At 72.4% G+C, this 19,854-nt stretch carries 18 protein-coding genes; 7 read left to right on the forward strand and 11 right to left on the reverse strand.

Annotated features, from left to right (window positions below):
* Nucleotides 1–136: 136 nt before the first annotated feature.
* Both dnaK and ACIA8D_RS38555 read right to left on the reverse strand, forming a co-directional pair.
* Nucleotides 137–2,002 carry a molecular chaperone DnaK gene (dnaK, locus tag ACIA8D_RS38550; RefSeq protein WP_399239588.1) on the reverse strand — a complete coding sequence of 622 codons (1,866 nt, stop codon included), beginning with the start codon at nt 2,000–2,002 and terminating at the stop codon, nt 137–139.
* 96 nt (nt 2,003–2,098) lie between these two features.
* A complete protein-coding gene (locus ACIA8D_RS38555; RefSeq protein WP_399239590.1) occupies nt 2,099–2,527 on the reverse strand; it encodes an OsmC family protein in 429 nt (142 codons plus the stop codon).
* Between the two features lie 352 nt (nt 2,528–2,879).
* Between ACIA8D_RS38555 and ACIA8D_RS38560 the strand changes: the two genes are divergently transcribed.
* The gene (locus tag ACIA8D_RS38560; RefSeq protein ID WP_399239591.1) at nt 2,880–4,508 is read left to right on the forward strand and encodes a DUF6345 domain-containing protein; all 1,629 of its coding nucleotides are present in this window, start codon (nt 2,880–2,882) and stop codon (nt 4,506–4,508) included.
* Nucleotides 4,509–4,591: 83 nt separating this feature from the next.
* On the opposite strand, the gene ACIA8D_RS38565 is transcribed toward ACIA8D_RS38560, so the two are convergent.
* From ACIA8D_RS38565 to ACIA8D_RS38575, 3 genes are all read right to left on the reverse strand, one after another.
* Nucleotides 4,592–6,001, reverse strand: coding sequence for an amino acid permease (locus ACIA8D_RS38565; protein ID WP_399239593.1), 1,410 nt, complete (start codon nt 5,999–6,001; stop codon nt 4,592–4,594).
* 90 nt (nt 6,002–6,091) lie between these two features.
* On the reverse strand, nt 6,092–8,260 hold the full coding sequence (locus tag ACIA8D_RS38570) for an alkaline phosphatase family protein (protein ID WP_399239595.1): 2,169 nt from the start codon (nt 8,258–8,260) through the stop codon (nt 6,092–6,094).
* A 371-nt stretch (nt 8,261–8,631) separates the two neighbouring features.
* On the reverse strand, nt 8,632–9,057 hold the full coding sequence (locus ACIA8D_RS38575; protein WP_399239597.1) for a hypothetical protein: 426 nt from the start codon (nt 9,055–9,057) through the stop codon (nt 8,632–8,634).
* Nucleotides 9,058–9,146: 89 nt separating this feature from the next.
* Between ACIA8D_RS38575 and ACIA8D_RS38580 the strand changes: the two genes are divergently transcribed.
* Together ACIA8D_RS38580 and ACIA8D_RS38585 are read left to right on the forward strand one after the other, a co-directional pair.
* A complete protein-coding gene (locus tag ACIA8D_RS38580; RefSeq protein WP_399239599.1) occupies nt 9,147–9,920 on the forward strand; it encodes an MBL fold metallo-hydrolase in 774 nt (257 codons plus the stop codon).
* A 49-nt stretch (nt 9,921–9,969) separates the two neighbouring features.
* Nucleotides 9,970–10,599 (forward strand): DedA family protein, encoded by a 630-nt coding sequence (locus ACIA8D_RS38585; RefSeq protein ID WP_399239601.1) that lies wholly within the window; start codon nt 9,970–9,972, stop codon nt 10,597–10,599.
* 152 nt (nt 10,600–10,751) lie between these two features.
* On the opposite strand, the gene ACIA8D_RS38590 is transcribed toward ACIA8D_RS38585, so the two are convergent.
* The 3 genes from ACIA8D_RS38590 to ACIA8D_RS38600 all read right to left on the reverse strand — a co-directional run bounded on the left by ACIA8D_RS38590 (nt 10,752) and on the right by ACIA8D_RS38600 (nt 14,134).
* Entirely contained in the window at nt 10,752–11,807 is a 1,056-nt protein-coding gene (locus ACIA8D_RS38590) for an MBL fold metallo-hydrolase (RefSeq protein ID WP_399239603.1), read from the reverse strand.
* Nucleotides 11,804–13,102, reverse strand: coding sequence for an aminotransferase class I/II-fold pyridoxal phosphate-dependent enzyme (locus ACIA8D_RS38595; protein ID WP_399239605.1), 1,299 nt, complete (start codon nt 13,100–13,102; stop codon nt 11,804–11,806). Before ACIA8D_RS38595 ends, ACIA8D_RS38590 begins: the two co-directional genes overlap by 4 nt.
* A 267-nt stretch (nt 13,103–13,369) precedes the next feature.
* Entirely contained in the window at nt 13,370–14,134 is a 765-nt protein-coding gene (locus ACIA8D_RS38600; protein ID WP_399239607.1) for an ANTAR domain-containing response regulator, read from the reverse strand.
* Between the two features lie 75 nt (nt 14,135–14,209).
* On the opposite strand from ACIA8D_RS38600, the gene ACIA8D_RS38605 reads away from it, so the two are divergent.
* Nucleotides 14,210–15,325, forward strand: a complete 1,116-nt coding sequence (locus ACIA8D_RS38605) for a PAS domain-containing protein (protein ID WP_399239609.1) — start codon at nt 14,210–14,212, stop codon at nt 15,323–15,325.
* A 23-nt stretch (nt 15,326–15,348) separates the two neighbouring features.
* Here ACIA8D_RS38605 and ACIA8D_RS38610 read toward each other — a convergent pair whose 3' ends face one another.
* Entirely contained in the window at nt 15,349–16,167 is an 819-nt protein-coding gene (locus tag ACIA8D_RS38610) for an RNA polymerase sigma factor SigF (RefSeq protein ID WP_399239611.1), read from the reverse strand.
* Nucleotides 16,168–16,381: 214 nt separating this feature from the next.
* Nucleotides 16,382–16,513 (reverse strand): hypothetical protein, encoded by a 132-nt coding sequence (locus ACIA8D_RS38615; protein WP_399239613.1) that lies wholly within the window; start codon nt 16,511–16,513, stop codon nt 16,382–16,384.
* Between the two features lie 135 nt (nt 16,514–16,648).
* Between ACIA8D_RS38615 and ACIA8D_RS38620 the strand changes: the two genes are divergently transcribed.
* The 3 genes from ACIA8D_RS38620 to ACIA8D_RS38630 all read left to right on the forward strand — a co-directional run bounded on the left by ACIA8D_RS38620 (nt 16,649) and on the right by ACIA8D_RS38630 (nt 18,097).
* The gene (locus ACIA8D_RS38620; RefSeq protein ID WP_399239614.1) at nt 16,649–17,029 is read left to right on the forward strand and encodes a DUF2795 domain-containing protein; all 381 of its coding nucleotides are present in this window, start codon (nt 16,649–16,651) and stop codon (nt 17,027–17,029) included.
* 68 nt (nt 17,030–17,097) lie between these two features.
* Nucleotides 17,098–17,523 (forward strand): CBS domain-containing protein, encoded by a 426-nt coding sequence (locus ACIA8D_RS38625; protein WP_399239656.1) that lies wholly within the window; start codon nt 17,098–17,100, stop codon nt 17,521–17,523.
* A gap of 31 nt (nt 17,524–17,554) precedes the next feature.
* Entirely contained in the window at nt 17,555–18,097 is a 543-nt protein-coding gene (locus ACIA8D_RS38630) for a type 1 glutamine amidotransferase domain-containing protein (RefSeq protein ID WP_399239616.1), read from the forward strand.
* Nucleotides 18,098–18,202: 105 nt separating this feature from the next.
* On the opposite strand, the gene ACIA8D_RS38635 is transcribed toward ACIA8D_RS38630, so the two are convergent.
* Nucleotides 18,203–19,825, reverse strand: coding sequence for an ABC-F family ATP-binding cassette domain-containing protein (locus ACIA8D_RS38635; protein WP_399239618.1), 1,623 nt, complete (start codon nt 19,823–19,825; stop codon nt 18,203–18,205).
* Between the last annotated feature and the right edge of the window lie 29 nt (nt 19,826–19,854).

Genomic DNA, 19,854 nt, shown 5'->3' on the forward strand with positions numbered 1-19,854 from the left:
GGATCAGGGAGCGGGGCCTGGTGCGTGCGATCGCAAGGCGGAGGAGGGAGGCGACGCGGAGCGTCGTCGACCGACGACAACGCCGCGAGCGTGCGCGCCAGGCCCCGCGAGCCCGGCATGATCCAAACGACAAGCCCTAGGACTTGTTGTCGTCCACGATCTCGGCGTCGACCACGTCGTCGTGGACGCCCTTGTCCTCGGAGGGCCGCTCGCCCGACGGCGGCGCGTCCTCCCGCGACGAGGAGGCCGCCTGGTACATCGCCTGCCCCATCCGCTGGCTGACCTCGGCGAGCTTCCTCGATCCCTCGCGCAGCGTCCGCGTGTCCGCCTCCTTGGCCTCAAGGGTGGTCTTCAACTCCCTTATGGCGTCCTCGACTTCGGTCCGGGACTCGGCGGGGACGCGCTCCTCGTTGTCGCGCAGGAAGCGCTCCGTCTGGTACACGAGCTGCTCCGCCTCGTTGCGGACCTCGGCCGACTCGCGGCGCGTGCGGTCCTCCTCGGCGTGCGCCTCGGCCTCCCGCATCATCCGGTCGATCTCGTCCTTCGGCAGCGCCGAGCCGCCGGTCACCGTCATCTTCTGCTCGCGCCCCGTGGCGAGGTCCTTGGCGCCGACGTGCATGATCCCGTTGGCGTCGATGTCGAAGGTGACCTCGATCTGCGGGACGCCGCGCGGCGCAGGGGGCAGGCCAGTGAGGTCGAAGACGCCCAACTTCTTGTTGTAGGCGGCGATTTCGCGTTCGCCCTGGAAGACCTGGATGCCGACGGAGGGCTGGTTGTCGGCCGCGGTCGTGAAGATCTCCGAACGGCGGGTGGGAATCGTCGTGTTGCGTTCGATCAGCTTCGTCATCACGCCGCCCTTGGTCTCGATGCCGAGCGACAGCGGGGTGACGTCGAGCAGCAGCACGTCCTTCACGTCGCCGCGGATCACCCCGGCCTGGTACGTGGCGCCGACGGCGACGACCTCGTCCGGGTTGACGCCCTTGTGCGGGTCCTTGCCGGTGAGTTCCTTGACGAGGTCGGTGACGGCGGGCATCCGCGTGGAGCCGCCGACCAGGATGACGTGGTCGATGTCCTTCAGCTCGACGCCCGCGTCCTTGACCGCCTGGTGGAAGGGCTTCTTGCAGCGGTCGAGCAGGTCCCCGGTGAGCTCCTGGAACCGGGCGCGCGTCAGCTTCTCGTCCATGTGCAGGGGGCCGGCCGCGGAGGCCGTGACGTAGGGCAGGTTGATGTTCGTCTCGCTGGACGAGGACAGCTCGATCTTGGCCTTCTCCGCGCCCTCGCGCAGCCGCTGCACGGCCATCTTGTCGTCGGCGAGGTCGATGCCGTGCGCGTTCTTGAACTGCCGCACGAGGTGGTCGACGATCCGCTGGTCCCAGTCGTCGCCGCCGAGCCGGGTGTCGCCGTTGGTGGCCTTGACCTCGATGACGCCCTCGCCCATCTCGAGCAGCGACACGTCGAAGGTGCCACCGCCCAGGTCGAAGACGAGGACGGTCTGCTCGTCGCCCTTGTCGAGGCCGTACGCGAGCGCCGCTGCGGTCGGTTCGTTGACGATGCGCAGCACCTTCAGGCCCGCGATCTCGCCGGCCTCCTTGGTGGCCTGGCGCTGCGCGTCGTCGAAGTAGGCGGGCACGGTGACCACGGCGTCGGTGACGTCCTCGCCGAGGTAGGACTCGGCGTCGCGCTTGAGCTTTTGCAGGACGCGCGCGGAAAGCTCTTGGGCGCTGTAGCGGTGGCCGTCGATGTCGCCGGTGTCGGGGAAGTGCCAACTCCCCTCGCCCATGTGCCGTTTGACGGAGCGTGCGGTGCGCTCGACGTTCGTCACGGCCTGCCGCTTGGCGACCTCGCCGACGAGCACCTCGGCGCTCGACGTCCTGGCGAAGGCGACGATCGAGGGGGTGGTGCGCGCGCCCTCCGCGTTCGCGATGACGGTGGGTTCACCGCCCTCCAGGACGGCCACCACCGAGTTCGTCGTACCGAGATCGATACCTACCGCACGCCCCATGACGCGTCCCCATTTCCGCTTTCTCCGCGAAGGCCCGCTCACGTCCGGATCCAGCACAGGGCGTGAGCGGGCCTACGTCAAGAGCGCGGTGGACGCTCAGCCGCCCAGCTTGGCGGTGAGGGTGATCGTCGTGCCGGTGAGCGCCTGGCTCACGGGGCAGTTCTTCTTGGCGTCCTCGGCCGCGGCCTGGAAGCCCTGCTCGTCGAGGCCGGCGACGGTGCCCTCGACGGTGAGGTGGATGCCGGTGATGCCCTCGCCCGGCTGGAACGTCACGTCCGCGGAGGTGACCAGCTTGGTGGGCGGGGTGCCCGCGCCGGTCAGCCCGTTGGAGAGCGCCATGGAGAAGCACGAGGAGTGCGCGGCGGCGATCAGCTCCTCCGGGCTGGTCTTGCCGTTCGCCTCCTCGGCGCGGGACGGCCAGGACACCGGCTGCTGCCCGATGCCGGACGAGTCGAAGGTGACGGTGCCGTTGCCCTCGAACAGGTTGCCTTCCCACACGGTGTGGGCGGAGCGGGTCGTTGCCACGGGGGGTCCTTTCCGGGTTTGTAGGTGTACGTGTGCCGTTCCTATCCGACCACATCCGGGGTTGCGGGGCTTGGTTACGGGGGCCGTTGTTGCGGTCGCGGGGCTCTGCCCCGGGCCCCGCGCCTCAATCGCCGGCGGGGCTTGACAGATCAAGCCCCGCCGGCGATTGAGGCGATCTTTCCAGCCCCCGCGGCGATTGAGCAGCGGGGTCCGGGGCGGAGCCCCGCGACGTCAACCGCGGCTGGGCTCTCCCCATCTGTGGCCGGAAAGGGTGCTGGGCAAAGGGGCGTCGTGGTGACATTTTGGGCCTCCCGCCCAGGGGGGCTCAGGGGGCTTCGCAGGGGGTCAGACCATGCGCATGATCTACGCGGACCAAGGTCCGTCACCACTGGAGACCGGCAAGCCGGGCGCGACCGACCGGGACTCCACGTTCGGCTGGTGGGGTGCGTTCAGCATCCAGAAGTTCGTCAACCAGAACCCGCTCTCCCACACGCACGAGGACGCGACCGGCTGGCTCGCGTACCTCCAGCAGTTCTACGACCGCAACTTCTGGTTCGCCGACGGCGGCGTGCAGGTGTGGGCGTACGAGGAGACGTACGACAACTGGCAGGACCGGTACGGGGTGGACGCCGTCGTCGCCGTGTACCACTCGGGGCACGGCGGCATGGACGGCAACGGCGTGTTCTTCGCGCCGCTCGGCGCCACGTGGGACAACCGCTCGGACGCGATCTCCAACCGGATGGCGTTCGGCAACGAGAAGGCCAACTACGTCTTCTGGTCGACGTGCAACTCGCTGCGCGTCCTCGACGGGCACTCCCCCGTCCGGACCTGGGCCGGGCCCAACCTCGGCTCCCGGATGATCTTCGGGTTCGAGACGACGAGCATCGACAGCGGCGACTACGGCAAGAAGTTCTGGGAGAAGTGGCGGGCCGGGCAGACGTTCTGCGACGCGTGGCTGAACGCGAGCTGGGACATCTACCACGGTCAGGCGCCGTCGGTGTGCGCCACCGGGTCGACCCAGGCGGAGGCGCAGAACCGGCTGAACTCCGAGCGCAACTTCTACCGGGAGCACGTGCCGGACAGCTGGTACGCGTGGCGCTGGTACTACGCGCGCCAGGGGCTGCGCGACCCGCTGACGCAGGCGCCCACGAGCCCGCAGGTCGTGCAGCTGGCGCCGCGCGACCCGAGCTCGGAGCTCACCAAGCTCGGCCAATTGGCGCACTTCCCGGCAGCCGCGCTGCAAGAGGTGCAGGTCGAGCGGCAGGGCGTGCTCAGCGCGAGCTCGGGCGACCGGTTCATCTCGACGGCGCCGCAGGCCGTGCGCTGGGTGAAGCTCGCGGAGGCCAACCACCGCAACACGCGGCAGCTGGCGACCGAGCGGGCGGTCGAGATCGCGCAGCGGTTCGCGACGGAGCACGCGGACGGCGTCGAGCTGGTCGTGGACGGTGTGCACGACCTGATGCAGAACAGCGGCAAGAAGGACGGCTCGCAGATCGGTGAGCCGGTCTCGCTGCAGACGCACGTCACGTTCCGGCAGGCCTTCGACGGCGTACCGGTGATCACGCCGGGCCGCGGCGAGTTCCGCGTCGCGCTCGACAACGACGGCACGGTCGTCCAGGCGACCCTGTCGACGCGGACGCCGACGGGCGACACCCGCACCCCGGCGTCGGCGGTCGCGCCGCCGTCCGGCAAGGGTCAGCAGGCGCTCGCCTCGCCCGGTGCGCGCGACCCGCGCCAGGCGCTCGACGAGGCGCAGCAGCGGCGTATCGGCCATCTGAGCGCGATGGCCGCCGACGGTGAACGGTCGGCGGCCGACATCGAGGCGCAGCTGGAGATCAGGGACGTACCCGGTTCCCTCGAGGTCGGTTACGAGATCGAGGGCAACGAGGCGTATCCCGCGGCGCGGAAGTTGGTTGAGATCGGGTCGCGGGACGGGATGTTCCGGAAGCTGAGGTGGGTGGTGGCACCCATCGCGAGGTAGCCGACGGGGGTCAGGTCCGGCCGGCTCGCTGGGTGCGGGTCGGCCGGGCCTACGTCTCGGGGCTCTGCCCCGGACCCCGCTGCTCAATCGCCGCGGGGGCTTGAAGAGCGGGGGCTTGACCGGCTCCTCTTGCGGGCCGCCATCCACGCGTAGACGAGGACGCCCACGAACAGGAAGATGACGCCCTGGTAGACGGCCGCGTAGCCGGCGCCGCCGACCAGCCACATCGAGAAGCCGAACGCGACGAGCGCGAGAGTCATGTCGCGCGCGAGGCGGCCCTTGTTCACCCGGTGGCCCTGGCCCGACAGCAGGAAGTAGATCTGCGCGGCGGTGGCGAGGAGGTACGGGACCGTCGCCGTGAACGTCGTGATGAGCACGAGGGACTCGAAGACGCCCTCGGAGCCCGCCGTGTAGTTGTAGATGGTCAGCAGCGAGGCGAGGGCGACGCCGACGAGCACGCCGAACGTGGGGACGCCGCGCTTCTTGCGGGCGAACGCCGCCGGGAACAGGCCGTCCTTCGCCGGGGCGTACGGCGCCTGCGCGGAGAGCAGCGTCCAGCCGTTGAGCGCGCCGAGGATCGAGACGACCGCGGCGATGGCGACCGCGGTGCCGCCCCAGGTGCCGCCGAACATCACGTTGACGGAGTCGGTCATCGGCGCGGTGGAGTTCACCAGCTTGTCGTGGGCGACGGTGCCGAAGACGGAGACCGTGCACAGCAGGTACACGAGCGCGGCGAGCGCGGTGCCGAGGACGGTGGCCCGGCCGACGTTGCGCTCCGGGTCGCGGACCTCGCCCGCGCTCATGGAGGCGGACTCGACGCCCAGGTAGCTGAAGAGCAGGATCGCGGCGGACGCCGAGATCGCGCCGACCGGGGAGCCCCCGTCGGCCTGGAACGGGCCGAGGTTGTCGGCGTCGAAGAAGAACAGGCCGCCGATGGCGACGAGCACCAGCGGGGCGAACTTCAGGACGGTGGAGACAAGCTGGACGGCGCCGACGTAGCGGGTGCCCGCGAGGTTGGCGAGTGCGGGCAGCCACTGGCAGGCGAGCGCCGCGACGATCGTCCAGAACGTCGAACCGTGGATCGGCAGCAGCACGTTGAGGTAACCGACGGCGGCGACCGCGAGCGCCGCGTTCGACACCCACGAGGTGATCCAGTAGCTCCACGCGGCGAGGAATCCGGCGAAGTCGCCGAAGGCCTCACGGGCGTAGACGTAGGGTCCGCCGGTCTGCGGGTGCCGCTTCGCGAGCCGTCCGAAGACGAGCGCGAGGGCGATGGCGCCGACCGTCAGGACACCGAAGGCGACGAGCGAGATCGTGCCGTACGGGGCCACGGACGCGGGCAGCAGGAAGATGCCGCCACCGATGATGTTGCCCATGACCAGGGCCGTCGCGATGGGGAGACCGAACCTGCGGGCGTGCTTGCTGCTCTGGTTCTGGTCCTCGTCCGCTGCCGGAGCCGTCTCGGGAGCGGGGGCAGTCCCGGTGTCGAGCATGGGGGGAAGTGCCTCTCGATTGTGCTGGGCCACCGCGGGATCGCCGGATGGCGGGGCCCATGGTCCGGTGGCCTCCCACCGCGCTCCAAATCAGGCGGAATTGTCCTGCGGCTCGGAGGGCGTGGCCGCAAAAGATCCACCGTCGGGCTCCCGGCGGAGGGAATTCTCCACGGGCCGTTCGAGGGGCTTCGTCGCAGGTGGGTCCGGGGAGAGCGGCGTGACCCGCATCGGGATCTGCGGCCCGTTCCCCTCGGTCAGCCAGCGGCGCAGGACCTGGTGCACCTGCTCGGCGCCGACCAGGTCCTCGCCCTCCGGCACCGGTTCGGACAGCTCCGCGGGCGAGAGCAGGAACGGCCGGCCCTGGGCGCCGCCGAGGCCGCCGTGCGAGCCGATCTGCTCCTCGAAGGCGAGGACCTCGCCGTCCACCGGGTCGTACATGGAGTTGACCATGATGTCGGCGGTGTGCGGGAAGGAGTCGGTGCGGCGCACGGCGTCGGCGGCGCCGGGACCGAAGTCGGCGAGCGGCCCCTCGCCGTCGGCCAGTTCGGCCAGCGGCACCTCGGCGCCCCGGGCGCCGAGCACGACCGCGCCGTGCTCCTCGCTGCGTACGAGGAGGAAGCCGATGCCGGGATGGTTGGCGAGCGTCGGCAGGAGGGCGGGGTTGCGGGCGTCGATCTCCTCGCGGGTCATGCGGTGCGGGACGTCGGGGAAGGAGACGAGGCCGAGATTGCCGGAGGCCAGCACGACCGGTTCGCTGCGCTTTCCCTTGCCGGCGGCCTCCTCGACGGGGCGGTGCAGCGCGGCGCGCACGGCGGCGCGGGCCTCGGCACCACTGCGGGTGCGCCCCGCCCTGCGCGGCACGGGCAGCCCGCAGCCCGCGCGCACGAGATCCTGGAGGGTGAGCCCGTAGCGGCCCCGGAAGGTCTCGCCGGGGCTCTGCCCGTGGTCGGAGAGGACGACGATGCGGTACGGGCGCGGGGCGTGCTCGGCGACCTTGACGAGCAGGGCCAGCGAACGGTCGAGGCGTTCGAGGACCTTCTCGGCGTCGCGGCCGAACGGGCCCGAGTGGTGCGCCACCTCGTCGTACGCCACGAGGTCCGCGTAGACGGCGCTGCGGCCCGCGAGCATGTCGCCGATGACGGCCGCGACGACGACGTCCCGTTCGACGACGGTCGCGAAGGCGCGGATGAACGGGTACAGGCCGCCGCGCCCGATCCGCGGCCGCTGCTTGCACATGCGGGACCGGGTGGACTGGCCGATCTCGCGGCCGACCTCGGCGAAGAAGGACAGCGCGGTGCGCACGGCGTTCGCAGGGTCGGAGAAGTACGCGAAGTAGCCGGCGCGCGAGCGGTTCTCCTTGCCGCGCCGGGCCGCGACGGACAGGACGAGCGCGACCTGTTCGGCGCCGCCGCTGAAGAGGTTGCCGCGGCTGGCGCCGTCGACGGTGAGCAGGCCGCCGTCGCCGGTGTGCGCGACGGCGCGGCGCTGGAGCTCGGCGGCGCTGGTGGGCCGGTTGGAGACCTGGGTCTCGCCCGTGTCCTTCTCGTACCAGCGGAAGGCGGGCACGTCGTAGTTGGAGCCGTGCAGGATGCCGAGCTGGCTCGCGCCGGTCTGGCTCGACCAGTCGGTGCGCCACGGGGTGAGGCGGTGGTCACCGTCGCGCAGCCACGCGCCGACCGTCGGCATGACGTCGTCGCGCGCGGCGCGGCGCAGCACCTCGTGGCCCACGCCGTCGAGCTGGATGAAGACGGTGCCGGGGGTGGGCGGGCAGGTGGCGGTGGCGTCGCTGCCCCTGCGGCGCCTGCGGTCGGCGAGCCGGTACAGGCGCCTGCGGTACGCGTCGTCGTCCCGGACGGCCAGCGCACCACCGGACGCGGACGCCACGGCCGACATCACCGCGGCGACGACGACCGCGGTCTCGGGTCCTGCCTCTCCCCTGCCGTCCGGGATGAGGTGCAGCGCGATGAGCAGCAGGGCGCCGTTGAGGAAGAACACGACGAGGCCGAGGACGAGCGCGGGGACGAGCAGCAGGGCGCGGACCAGGATCGGCCAGACGAGGGCCGAGAGCAGGGCGAAGGCGGCGGCGCCGAGGGCGGCGGTTATGGCGACGCGGGTCATGCTGTCGCCGTCGTCGGACGTCAGCTTGAAGTCGGGCAGGAGCCCGGCCAGGACCATCATGGTGACCGTGCAGGCCGCCCAGACGGCGACCGAGCGCCAGGCGGTGCTTCCGGCCCGCCTCCACCACCGGCCTCCGGCCACTTTGCGGCTCCCTTCTTTGGTCACGGGTGGTCAGGGTTTCACACCTTTTGCCGCCACCCGCCGTTACGGCCTCGGGGCTCCGCCCCGGACCCCGCTCCTCAAACGCCGGAGGGGCTGATTATGGGGCTCCGCCCCATACCCCGCTGCTCAATCGCCACAGGGGCTTGAAAACAGATCTCCGCAGGGCTTGACCTCTCGATCGCCGGCTGGGCTTGATCTGTCGGTCTCCGGCGGGGCTTGGCTTATCAAGCCCCGCCGGCGATTGAGGCGCGGGGCATGGGGCAGAGCCCCAGATCCAGCCCCTCCGGCGTTTGAGGAGCGCGGCCCGGGGCGGAGCCCCGTGAGTGCAATCACGGACGGGTGGAAAGGGGCTAGCAGCCGTCGTAACCCGCCGTCGGCATCGACAGGCGGCGATGGACCCTGGCCTTCATCTGCGCGTCGTAGGACGGCTCCGCCAGCCCCGCCGTCTCCAGGCGGACACCACGCCGCGCGCACTCCGCCGAGAACGCGTCGACCGACCGCAGGGCCGCCCGCAGCACCCGCTCGCAGGGCGCGACGAACACATCGACGAGGCCGGCGTCGACATCCGCCCACAGCACTTCGTGGTCGGGGCGGACGGCGTGGACCAGCAACTCACGGGTGATCACGTAGCCGCGCTCCGCGGCCCAGCGCGCGCACATGGCGTGCTGGCTGCGCGAGTCCACCAGGAAGGGGTCGGCGTCCAGCTCCTCCAGCGGGATCAGGCTGGCGATCGCCGCGACCCGCACCGCTTCGCCGCTCCCGTCGGATGCCCCCATGCGTCCCCCCTCACCACAGCTTTCGGCGTCGACCCTACTCCTGCACGTAGGCTCAAGGGAGTCGCCCGAAGGAGCACAAGGAGGAGCGCGTGCCGGTGGAGATCACCTGGTGGGGTCATGCCACCTGCACCGTGGAGGACATGGGCACACGCGTTCTAACCGACCCGCTCTTCGCCCGGCGCCTCGCGCATCTGCGCCGCCGGCGCGGCGCGCCCCCGCCGCCGAGCGCGGCCGAGGCGGACGTCGTCCTCGTCTCCCACCTGCACGCCGACCATCTGCACGTGCCCTCGCTCGGCCGGCTCGCGCCCGGGACCCGGGTGCTCGTGCCGAAGGGCGCCCCGCGCGCCGTCCCGGCACTGCGCAAGCTCAGCACGCTGAAGATCATCGAGGTGGAGGCCGGCGAGCGCGTCGAGGTGGGACGAGTGACGATCGAGGCGGTCCGCGCCGAGCACGACGGGCGCAGGCTCCCCGTCGGACCGCACATGGTCCCGGCGCTCGGCTACGTCGTGAACGGCGAGGCCCGTACGTACTTCGCGGGCGACACCGGCCTCTTCGACGGCATGGCGGAGGCCGTGGGCGAGGTCGATGTGGCGTTGCTGCCGGTGGGCGGCTGGGGTCCGTACCTGGGGTCCGGGCATCTCGACGCCGGGCGGGCCGCCGAGGCGCTCGCCCGGATCGCGCCGCGCAGCGCGGTACCCGTGCACTACGGGACGTACTGGCCGATCGGCATGGACGCGGTGCGGCCGCACGAGTTCCACGCGCCGGGCGACGAGTTCGTCCGGCAGGCGGCGCTGCGTGCGCCGGGCGTGGCGGTGCACCGGCTGGAGCAGGGCGAGAGCGTACGGCCGGAGGTGGCCGGATGAGACGGCCCGGACCCCCTCGGTCGGGAGCCCGGTCGGGAGCGCGCCGGTGATGCTCTCCGCGGCGACCCAGGTGCCGCCCGAGACGACCCAACAGGCCGTCGGCTACCCCTCGTTGTTCCTGCTCGTCTTTTTCGGGGCGCTCGTCCCGGTCATCCCGACCGGCGCGCTCGTGAGTTCCGCGGCGGTGGTCGCGTTCCACCACAGCGCGCCGCTGTCGCTGCTGTTCGTCTTCGCGGTGGCGGCGCTCGCCGCGTTCCTCGGCGACATCGTCCTGTACTGGCTGGGGCGGCGCGGCATGGGATCCAAGAACGGGTCGAAGTGGCTGGCGGCGATCCGCTCGCGGGCTCCGGAGGAGCGGCTCGCGCAGGCGCAGGGGAAGCTCGATGACCACGGGGTGATGGTGCTCGTGCTGTCCCGGCTGGTGCCGGCGGGGCGGATTCCCGTGATGCTGGCGTGTCTGATGGCGAAGATGCCGCTGCGGCAGTTCGCCCGTGGCAATGCGCCGGCGTGCCTTGCCTGGGCGGCGACGTACCAGGTCATCGGCATCCTTGGCGGCTCCCTCTTCCCGGAGCCGTGGCAGGGGGTCGTCGCGGCGATCGTGTTGACCGTGCTGATCAGTGCGGTGCCGGGGGTGTGGCGCAAGGTGCGGGGGCGGGAGTCGGGCAGCCAGCACGCGTAGCCGCCCACCCGGCGTTACGGCCTCGGGGCTCCGCCCCGGACCCCGCTGCTCAATCGCCGCAGGGGCTTGAATTGCCCAGCCCGATCAAGCCCCGCCGGCGATTGAGGCGCGGGGTCCGGGGCGGAGCCCCGTGGGCACAACGCCGGGTGGCGTCAGGTCGGCAGCAGCCGTGAGCCACCCACCGGCAAGTCCCACAGGGAAGCGCGTGGCAGGCCCGCCTTCTCCCACGCCGCGCGGAGCCGTTGCAGAGGTTCGAGGACCGGCTCCGCGGAGAGCAGGAACGTCGCCCAGTGCATCGGCGCCATCCGCCGGGCGCCCACATCCTGCGCCGCCCGCACCGCGTCCTCGGGGTCGCAGTGCACGTCCTTCAGCCACCACCGCGGCTCGTACGCGCCGATGGGGAGCAGCGCCAGGTCGATGCCGGGGTAGCGGCGGCCGATCTGCGCGAACCAGTGGCCGTAACCGGTGTCGCCCGCGAAGTAGATCCGCTGCCCGTCGGAGTCGGTGAGCACCCAGCCGCCCCACAGCGTGCGGCAGGTGTCGACGAGGCTGCGCTTGGACCAGTGGTGGGCCGGCACGAAGTCGAAGCGGACCCCGTTCAGTTCCGCCGCCTCCCACCAGTCCAGCTCCGTGACCTGCGTGAAGCCGCGCCGGGTGAACCAGCGGGCGAGACCGGCGGGGACGAGGACCGGGGTGTCGCGCGGGAGTCTTTTGACGGTCGGCCAGTCCAGGTGGTCGTAGTGGTTGTGGCTGATGACGACCGCGTCGACGGGCGGCAGTGCGGTCCAGGCGACGCCGGGCGGGGTGACCCTGGCCGGGGTGCCGAGGATCTTGCGGGACCAGACGGGGTCGGTGAGGACCGTGAGGCCGCCGATGCGGACGATCCAGCTGGCGTGCCCGACCCAGGTGACGGCCGCCGTACGGGCGTCGACCCGCGGCAGCGGGCCCGGCGCGAAGGGCAGCTCCGGGATGTCGGTCAGGCTCTCGGCGGGCGGCCGGAGCGCCCCCTCGCGGGCGAACCTGGCGAAGGCCCGCAGGCCCGGCAGCGGTGCGGTCAGCCGGTGGGCGAAGGTCTTGGGCCAGCGGCGCGGTACGTCCGGCGCCGCGGAGTCTCCCCCGCCGAGCGGCCGCGGCTCGACGAGGGGCGGTGGGGACGCGGTGGCATCGGCCCGCCGCACGGCCGAGGGTGCTTCGGACGCCTGCGTCATCGCTCGGTCTCCCATCCTTCGCCTGCCGGTTCCCCGCCGATGGCGCGGAGCGTCGACTCCACCATGGTCAACAGCCGTGCGACATGCGGCAATTCCAAGGGCTCCGGTGAGGTGAGGGACGCCCTGCGTTCCTCGGGGGTTGACCCGAGCAGCGGTCCCGTCGAAAGGCGCGCCCGCAGCGCGCCCTGCTCGTCGCCGAAACGGTGACCGCCCGGGACCGGCATGCCGAGCCGGTCGCCGAGGAGGTCCTCCAGGTCCTGGGAGTCGCTGACGCCGAGCGCCGCGAGCCGGGGCCGCAGCTCCTCCAGGTCCATGTAGAGGTGCCGGCCGACCCGCGGCGGTCTGGCGAGGCCGCCGTTGCCGAGCACGGCGCGGTGCAGGGCCTCGGCCACGCGCGCGTGCAGCGCGGCGCCGACCGCGCGGCGCTCGGTGATCTCCTCGGGCTCGTTCAGGACGTACGTGGCCGCGGCGGCGACCGGCGCCGCGAGCAGCGCCCCGGTGGCGGTGAGGAAGTCGAGGACGCGGGCGCGCAGCCTCGCGCCCCGCTCGGTGGCGGGGAACCGGGCGCAGGCCGCGGGCAGCGAGGGCGGCAGGAACGCGCCGGTGAGGTCGCTGAGGACGGTGACGTCGCGCGGGTACATCTCGGCGGGGCTGAACAGGACGGGGTCCGCGCCCGGGTGCACGGTGTCCCGCCACGTCTCGTCGCTGACCACGTGCAGCCCCTCGGCGGCGGCCGCCTCCACGGCCTCGTGCAGCACCTCGGGCGGCGGCACGGTCGCCGTCGGGTCGTCGGCCACGGACAGCACGAGCAGGCGGGGATCGCCGCCCTCGGCCCTGACCCGGCGGACCGTCTCCAGGAAGGCCGTCGAGTCGGGGACGCCGCCGCACTCGGCGGGCGTCGGCACGTGGTAGACGGCGCGGCCCAGGAGCCGGGCCTGCGGCACCCACCAGGCCGAACAGGGGCGCGGCACCAGGACGTCGCCGCCGAGGGCGGCGGTGAGGGCGAGCAGCAGCGGGGCCGCGCCGGGCGCCGCGCCGAGCTGCTCGCGTTCGGCGTCGAGGCCGCGGCGCTGCCAGTAGCCGCAGGCCGCCTCCAGCAGGCCGGGCGGTCCGCCGGGCGGCTCCGAAGCGGGGCGCCCCGCGGCTCCGGCGGCGACGGCGGCCAGCTCGGGCAGCACCGGCAGGCCGGGGTCGGGCAGCGGCGGCCCGTACCGCACGGGACCGCGGCCTTCGGGGGCCCGCGTCCGCGCGGCGCCGGGGCCCGGGGTCCTGGCCGTGGGTTCCGATCGCCGCATGCTGCCTCCGTGCCGTCCGCTCGCTGTACGGGGGCGGCCGCCGTGGGGCGACCGGCCGCCGGGGCCCAGGGACTGTCGTCGGACTCCGAAAACTCCCGACAGTCCCTGGCCCCAGCGTCACACCTCACCGGCCCGGCCGCGCGCGACGCGGTCGAGGTGCCGTACTCCCGCTTCTGTACGTACCCGTGCGGGCACCGGGGCAGACGGGGCGGGACGGGGCGGCTGGGCCGGCCGGGTGACCGGGGCCGGTGGCCGCGGAGCGGACGGTCAGTCCGCCAGAGCGGTGAGATCGCGCTCCAGGCCCCGTCCGCGCCGCTCGACGACGGCGGAGGCGACCCCCGCCAGCTTCCGGTTCGTCTTCTGCGAGATTCGGCGCAGCACGGCGAACGCGTCGTCCGGGGAGCACCCCAGCACATGCATGACGATGCCGCAGGCCTGGTCCACCACGGGCCGTGAGCGCAGCGCCGAGCCCAGCTGGTCGACCTCGGTGAGCGCCGCCTGGTAGGCGCGGTCGCGCACCAGACAGCTGGCGGCCAGGTCACCGAGGGCGCGGACCGGGCCGTGCGGCGCGGACTCCAGGGAGCCGGGCCGGAAGCTGTACAGGCTGAGCGTGACCGTGAGGTCGCCGCTGCGGAACGGGACGGTGACGCTGGAGCGCACCCCTGAGTCCAGGGCGAGCGCCCGGTAGTCGGGCCAGCGCCGGTCGTGGAGCAGGTCGCTGGCGTCGACCGGGTCACCGCCCTCCTCGGCCGCCGGTATGGGCCCGTCGCCGCAGCGGTCCTGCACGGAGACGAGCGCGGCGAGATCGGGGTGGGTCACCGCGGTCGGCCGCCCGTCGGTGCCGTCGCTCGCGGTGGCGACGGCGCCGCAGCACTCCGCGGTGCACCGCAGCGCTCCTTCGGCGAGCTCCGAGAGCCGCCGGGCGGGAAGCTCCGACTCCGGGGTCCCCAGCGTGTGTTGGCCCAGCGTCGCCGCATGGCTTCCGACGTGGGCCGCGTCGTCGTTCTGCTCGGCCGGCACGTACTGTCGCATCGGGTTCAAGCCTCCTTGTCGGTCCGCTTCCCGTACCGGGCTCCCGAAAACGCGGGACGGGATACGTTTCTCAGCATGGTGCAGGCGGAGGAATTCGGTGAAGAGCTGGCGGACTTCGTGCGCCGGGTGGCGGAGTTGAAGGCGGCACGTTCGGTGTCGACGGCGGAACTGCCCGTCGTCCTCGACGCGGCCCTCTTCGAACTCGACCACGTGGCGCAGAAGTTGTGGCCGCAGCCGGCCGAGGTCGCGGGCCCGAGCCGCAACACGGCGGCCGACAAGCACGAGCAGCAGCTGCTGCGCGCCGTCTTCCAGCGCCTTCCGCTGCCGGTGGCGCTCGTGGACCGCGAGGCCGTGGTGCGCCGCCTCAACTTCGCGGCGACGATCTTCACGGGCGTACGCGCCGGATACGCGACGGGCCGCCCGATGACCGGGTTCCTGGCGCACGCAGACCGGGCCGCGTTCCGCTCGCAGGTCGCGGCGGTGGCCCGCGGCGAGGGCGACCGCGGCCTGACCGTGCATCTGCAGCAGAACCCGCACGCCGCCGTCCGCACGGTCCTCACAGGGCTGCGCCCGGGCACCGAGCGGCGCACCACGGTCCTCGCGATCCTCCAGCCGACGGACGACGCCGCCCTCAGGCCCGCGTCCGCGCGGCCCGCGGCGCCGGTCCCCGACCTCGCGGAGACGACCCGGCACGCCGCGCTCACCGACCTCCTCGACGCGATGGCCCGGGAACTGCTCGGCGGCCCCGTGGGCGACCCGGCCGAGACCCTGCGGCGCGCCGCGCATGTCCTGCACGGCCGGTTCGCCGACTGGGTGGTGGTCGACAGGGGTACCGCGCACCTGGAGCGTACGGAGGTGCTCGGCGCGGACGACGAGGCCGTCCGGGACATCGCCGCGCAGGATCCGGCCGCCAGTCCGCTGGTCGTCGAGGCGGCGCGCGGCGGCGCCCCGACGCTGCTCGTGCGCCCGGAGGACCTGCGGTCCATGGGCGACGACGCGTCGGGGGCGCCGGTGCTCGTCCGTGCCGATGTCACCTCGCTCCTGTGTGTGCCGCTGATTCCCGCGCCCGGCGAACCGGTCCAGGGTGTGCTCACCCTGTTCCGGTCCGCGGGCCGCCTCGCCTTCTCGATGGCGGAGGCGAAGACGCTCGACATGATGGCCCGTCACATCGCGTTGGCGATGCGGAAGTAGGGGCCTTCCGCCGATGCTCCGCCCTACGCGGCGTCCGACAGCACCTGGTTGCGCAGTCGGTCGCAGCAGCGACTGATCAGCCGGGACACGTGCATCTGCGAGATGCCGAGCTGTTCGGCGATCCGGCTCTGTGTCATGTCGCCGAAGAACCGCATGTAAAGGATCTCCCGCTCGCGCTCCGGCAGGGCCGCGATGCGCGGCTTGACGGCCTCGCGGTCGACGACGACGTCGAGCGCGGGGTCGGCGTCGCCGAGCGCGTCGGACAGCGAGTATCCGTCCTCGCTGCCGGGCAGCTCGGCGTCGAGCGACAGCGCGGTGAAGCTCTCCAGCGCCTCGAGCCCGGCACGGGCCTCGTCCTCGGTCATGTTGGCGTGCTCGGCGATCTCCGCGAGGGTCGGGACGCGCCCCGAGATGCCCGCGGAGAGTTCCTGCTGTGCGAACCGGACCCTGTTGCGCAGGTCCTGGACGCGGCGCGGCACGTGCAGGGTCCACATGTGGTCGCGGAAGTGCCGCTTGATCTCGCCGGTCACGGTCGGAACGGCGTAGCTCTCGAAGGCGTTGCCGCGCTCCGGGTCGTATCGGTCCACGGCCTTGACCAGGCCGAGTGCGGCTACCTGCCGCAGGTCCTCGTAGGACTCACCGCGGTTGCGGAAGCGTCCGGCGAGTCGGTCGGCCATCGGCAGCCAGGCCTCCACGACGACCTGGCGCAGTTCCACGCGCTCGGGCCCGTCGGGCATGTCGGACAGCTGGGCGAAGGCCTCGGCGGTGTCGGGGGCGTCGTCGTGCGGGTGGCGTCCACTGGGCTTCACCGGGTTCTGGGGTGCGCTGGTACGCGTGCGCATTTGGATCGCAACTCCCTGAAGGGTGCCTTGGGTTCGGTGGTCACCGTGGGAGTCGCGCCCGCAAGAGGACTCGGACACACCCGGGGCGATCCTGCGGATCCACTGGATACGACACCGTCGTATCCCTCCCACGGACGTGCCTCCTGTCCGAAGCACTGTCTTTCGCCTGCCCCTGAGGTATTGCCGCAAACACCGCGACATCCCCAGCGTGCGCTCAGTGGGCCGGGCCCGCATGTTCGCCCGGGTCCGCCTCCTTCGGCCGGGGCAGCAGCCACTCCTCGTAGCGCCCGAGGACGAGCACGAGTCCCAGCATGGCCGCGGGAATGAGGACCGTCAGCAGCTCCATGGCCTGCCTTCCTGCCGGTCGCCCGAGAGGGGGCGACCGGTCACGGGTCTCCCCGCCCTCCGAGGGCAAACCGCCAGGTGTCACCGCGAAGTCGTCGGGTACGCGTCGCGCATCGCCGACTCACTGGAGGAACCGATGCAGCGAGGCAGCGACCGCCTCAGCGCCCATCGCGACGACGAGATGAAGCACGAACTGGAGGGTCTGCTGAGGTCCGGCCACCCCACGCGGGTCGAGGAGTGGAACGATCCCGAGCCCGCCGCGGACGACGATCCGGAGGTGGCCGGCGGACCCGTTGAGCCGGGCCCCGGGCCGGGCCGCACGGACGCCGTCCGGCTCGAACTGGGGCGACTCCTCGGCCGCACCGCGTTCCCTGCCGCACCCGCGGCACTCGCGGACGCGCTGCGCGAGCGGACCGCGCCCGACCGGCTCGTCGAGCTGGTAGCGGAACTGCCCCCGAGGACCGTGTTCCACACGGCCTCGGAGCTGGCCAAGGCCCTGACGGATGACGGGGGTTAGCCCCGGACCCGTCGGGTACATGGGCCGGAATCACGGAGCATCCGAAGATGCAGAAAGGCCGGATAGCGATGGCCGATGTGGTGAGGGAAGTCATGACACCCGGCGTGGTCGCGGTACGCCCCGACGCCTCGCTGGTCGAGGCCGCCCAGCTGATGCGGGCCCAGGGCATCGGGGATGTACTGGTGGCGGACGAGTCGCAGGTCGTGGGCGTACTCACGGACCGTGACATCACGCTGCGGGCCGTGGCCGACGGCGCCGATCCGCTCACGGTGAGCGCCGAGGCGGTGTGCACCCCGCATCCGGTGGCGATCGGCCCGGACGACGAGGTGTCCGCCGCGGTGGCGCTGATGCGTGAGTACGCGGTGCGCCGCCTGCCGGTCGTCCAGGACGGGCACGCCGTCGGGATGGTCAGCCTGGGCGATCTGGCGCTGACCCGGGACCCGACGTCCGCGCTCGCCGACATAAGCGGCGCCGACCCGGCCCGGGAATTCTGAACAGCACTATGCAGCAAGGGAGTTGACGACCATGCGGATCGCGTTCCTGGTGGCGCCCGAGGGGGCCGAGCAGGTGGAGCTGACCGACCCCTGGCAGGCGGTGCGGGACGCGGGCGGTGAACCCGTGCTCGTATCGACGAAGCAGGGGGAGATCCAGGCCTTCGACCACCTCGACAAGGCGGACAAGTTCCCCGTCGACAAGACGGTGGCGTCCCTCGGGTCGTCGGCCGACGGCTTCGACGCGCTGGTGCTGCCGGGTGGCGTCGCCAACCCGGACCAGCTGCGCACGGACCCCGAGGCGGTCGCGTTCGTACGGGACTTCTTCGACCGGGGTCTGCCCGTCGCGGCGATCTGCCACGCGGCGTGGACGCTGGTCGAGGCGGATGTCGCCCGCGACCGCACGCTGACCTCGTACCCGAGCCTGGCCACCGACATCCGCAACGCGGGCGGCACCTGGGTCGACGAGCAGGTGAAGGTGTGCACGGCCGGGCCGAACGTGCTGGTCACCAGCCGTCGCCCGGACGACCTCAAGGCGTTCGACGCGGCGCTGCTCAAGCAGGTCAGCGGCACCTGACGCGGGGCCGGCGGGTGGCCTCGGCGCGCTCTTGCGCTGGTCCGAATAGCGTTCCGCCCACCCGGCGTTACGCTCTCGGGGCGTGACGCCGGGGAGCCGCAACAACTACCTCGCCCGGTCCACCCGCCGCTCGTCCCACACCGGCTCCGGCGTCTCCCGCACGCGGCCGTCCGAGCCGAAGACCAGGTAGCGGTCGAAGGCGCGGGAGAACCAGCGGTCGTGGGTGACCGCGAGGACCGTGCCGTCGAAGGACTCCAGGCCCTCCTGGAGCGCCTCCGCCGACTCGAGGTCGAGGTTGTCCGTGGGCTCGTCGAGCAACAGCGCGGTCGCGCCCTCGAGCTCCAGCAGCAGGATCTGGAAACGGGCCTGCTGGCCACCCGACAACCGCTCGAACTTCTGCTCGGCCTGCGCGGTCAGCTCATAGCGGCGGAGCAGCGACATCGCCGCACCCTTGTCCTTCGCGTGGTCGCGCCACAGGATGTCGAGCAGCGGCCGGCCCTGGAGCTCGGGGTGGGCGTGGGTCTGGGCGAAGTGCCCCGGCACCACACGCGCGCCGAGCTTCCACGCGCCCGAGTGCCCCACGGACTCGTCCCCCGCGAGCAGCCGCAGGAAGTGCGACTTCCCCGAGCCGTTCGAACCGAGGACCGCGACCCGCTCGCCGTAGAAGACTTCAAGGGAGAAGGGCTTCATCAAGCCGGTGAGTTCCAGGTTTTCGCAGGTCACCGCCCGGATCCCGGTACGGCCGCCCTTCAGGCGCATCGTGATGTCCTGCTCGCGCGGCGGCTCCGGCGGCGGGCCCGCCTCCTCGAACTTGCGCAGGCGGGTCTGCGCCGCCGCGTAGCGCGAGGCCATTTCGTGGCTGACGGAGGCCGCCTGCCGCAGGTTGACCACCAGTTTCTTCAGCTGCGCGTGCTTCTCGTCCCAGCGGCGGCGCAGCTCCTCGAAGCGCGCGAAACGCTCACGACGCGCCTCGTGGTACGTGGCGAAGCCGCCACCGTGCACCCACGCGTCGGCCCCTCCGGGGCTCGGCTCGACGCTCACGATCTTCTCCGCGGAGCGGGCGAGCAGCTCCCGGTCGTGGGAGACGAACAGGACCGTCTTGCGGGTCTCGCGGAGCTTCTCCTCCAGCCAGCGCTTGCCGGGCACGTCGAGGTAGTTGTCCGGCTCGTCGAGGAGCAGCACCTCCTCCGTGCCGCGCAGCAGCGCTTCGAGGACGAGGCGCTTCTGCTCACCGCCGGAGAGCGTGCGCACCTCGCGGAACTGGGCCTTGTCGTGCGGCACACCGAGCGCCGCCGTCGTGCACATGTCCCACAGGGTCTCCGCCTCGTAGCCCTGCGCCTCCGCCCAGTCGGCGAGGGCCTGCGCGTATGTCATCTGCGCGGCCTCGTCGTCGACGGTCATGATCAGGTGCTCGGCCTCGTCCACCGCCTTCGCCGCCTCGCGGATGCGCGGAGGGGAGACCGATACGAGCAGGTCGCGGACGGTCGTCCCGTCGCGGACGGAGCCCACGAACTGGCGCATCACGCCGAGCCCGCCGCCGACCGTGACCGAGCCGCCGTGCGGCTTCAGCTCGCCGGAGATCAGCCGCAGCAGAGTCGTCTTGCCCGCTCCGTTCGGCCCGACGAGCGCGACGACCGCGCCCTCGCCGACGCGGAACGACACATCGCCGAGCAGCGCCCTCCCGTCGGGGAGGTAGTACTCGAGGTGTGCCGCTTCCAGATGTCCCATGATCCCGCATTCTGGACGCCCGTGCGGGT

Origin of the sequence: Streptomyces sp. NPDC051684 (assembly GCF_044453445.1) — a bacterium.
Lineage (GTDB): Bacteria > Actinomycetota > Actinomycetes > Streptomycetales > Streptomycetaceae > Streptomyces.

What these genes read in the sequence shown, in the direction of transcription:
- ACIA8D_RS38610 (WP_399239611.1), bottom strand. Translation starts at nt 16,167, where the DNA reads ATGCGCACGCGTACCAGCGCACCCCAGAACCCGGTGAAGCCCAGTGGA.
- ACIA8D_RS38630 (WP_399239616.1), top strand. Translation starts at nt 17,555, where the DNA reads ATGCGGATCGCGTTCCTGGTGGCGCCCGAGGGGGCCGAGCAGGTGGAG.
- ACIA8D_RS38615 (WP_399239613.1), bottom strand. Translation starts at nt 16,513, where the DNA reads ATGGAGCTGCTGACGGTCCTCATTCCCGCGGCCATGCTGGGACTCGTG.
- ACIA8D_RS38590 (WP_399239603.1), bottom strand. Translation starts at nt 11,807, where the DNA reads ATGACGCAGGCGTCCGAAGCACCCTCGGCCGTGCGGCGGGCCGATGCC.
- dnaK (WP_399239588.1), bottom strand. Translation starts at nt 2,002, where the DNA reads ATGGGGCGTGCGGTAGGTATCGATCTCGGTACGACGAACTCGGTGGTG.
- ACIA8D_RS38635 (WP_399239618.1), bottom strand. Translation starts at nt 19,825, where the DNA reads ATGGGACATCTGGAAGCGGCACACCTCGAGTACTACCTCCCCGACGGG.
- ACIA8D_RS38585 (WP_399239601.1), top strand. Translation starts at nt 9,970, where the DNA reads ATGCTCTCCGCGGCGACCCAGGTGCCGCCCGAGACGACCCAACAGGCC.
- ACIA8D_RS38565 (WP_399239593.1), bottom strand. Translation starts at nt 6,001, where the DNA reads ATGCTCGACACCGGGACTGCCCCCGCTCCCGAGACGGCTCCGGCAGCG.
- ACIA8D_RS38625 (WP_399239656.1), top strand. Translation starts at nt 17,098, where the DNA reads ATGGCCGATGTGGTGAGGGAAGTCATGACACCCGGCGTGGTCGCGGTA.
- ACIA8D_RS38600 (WP_399239607.1), bottom strand. Translation starts at nt 14,134, where the DNA reads ATGCGACAGTACGTGCCGGCCGAGCAGAACGACGACGCGGCCCACGTC.
- ACIA8D_RS38595 (WP_399239605.1), bottom strand. Translation starts at nt 13,102, where the DNA reads ATGCGGCGATCGGAACCCACGGCCAGGACCCCGGGCCCCGGCGCCGCG.
- ACIA8D_RS38605 (WP_399239609.1), top strand. Translation starts at nt 14,210, where the DNA reads ATGGTGCAGGCGGAGGAATTCGGTGAAGAGCTGGCGGACTTCGTGCGC.
- ACIA8D_RS38620 (WP_399239614.1), top strand. Translation starts at nt 16,649, where the DNA reads ATGCAGCGAGGCAGCGACCGCCTCAGCGCCCATCGCGACGACGAGATG.
- ACIA8D_RS38560 (WP_399239591.1), top strand. Translation starts at nt 2,880, where the DNA reads ATGCGCATGATCTACGCGGACCAAGGTCCGTCACCACTGGAGACCGGC.
- ACIA8D_RS38575 (WP_399239597.1), bottom strand. Translation starts at nt 9,057, where the DNA reads ATGGGGGCATCCGACGGGAGCGGCGAAGCGGTGCGGGTCGCGGCGATC.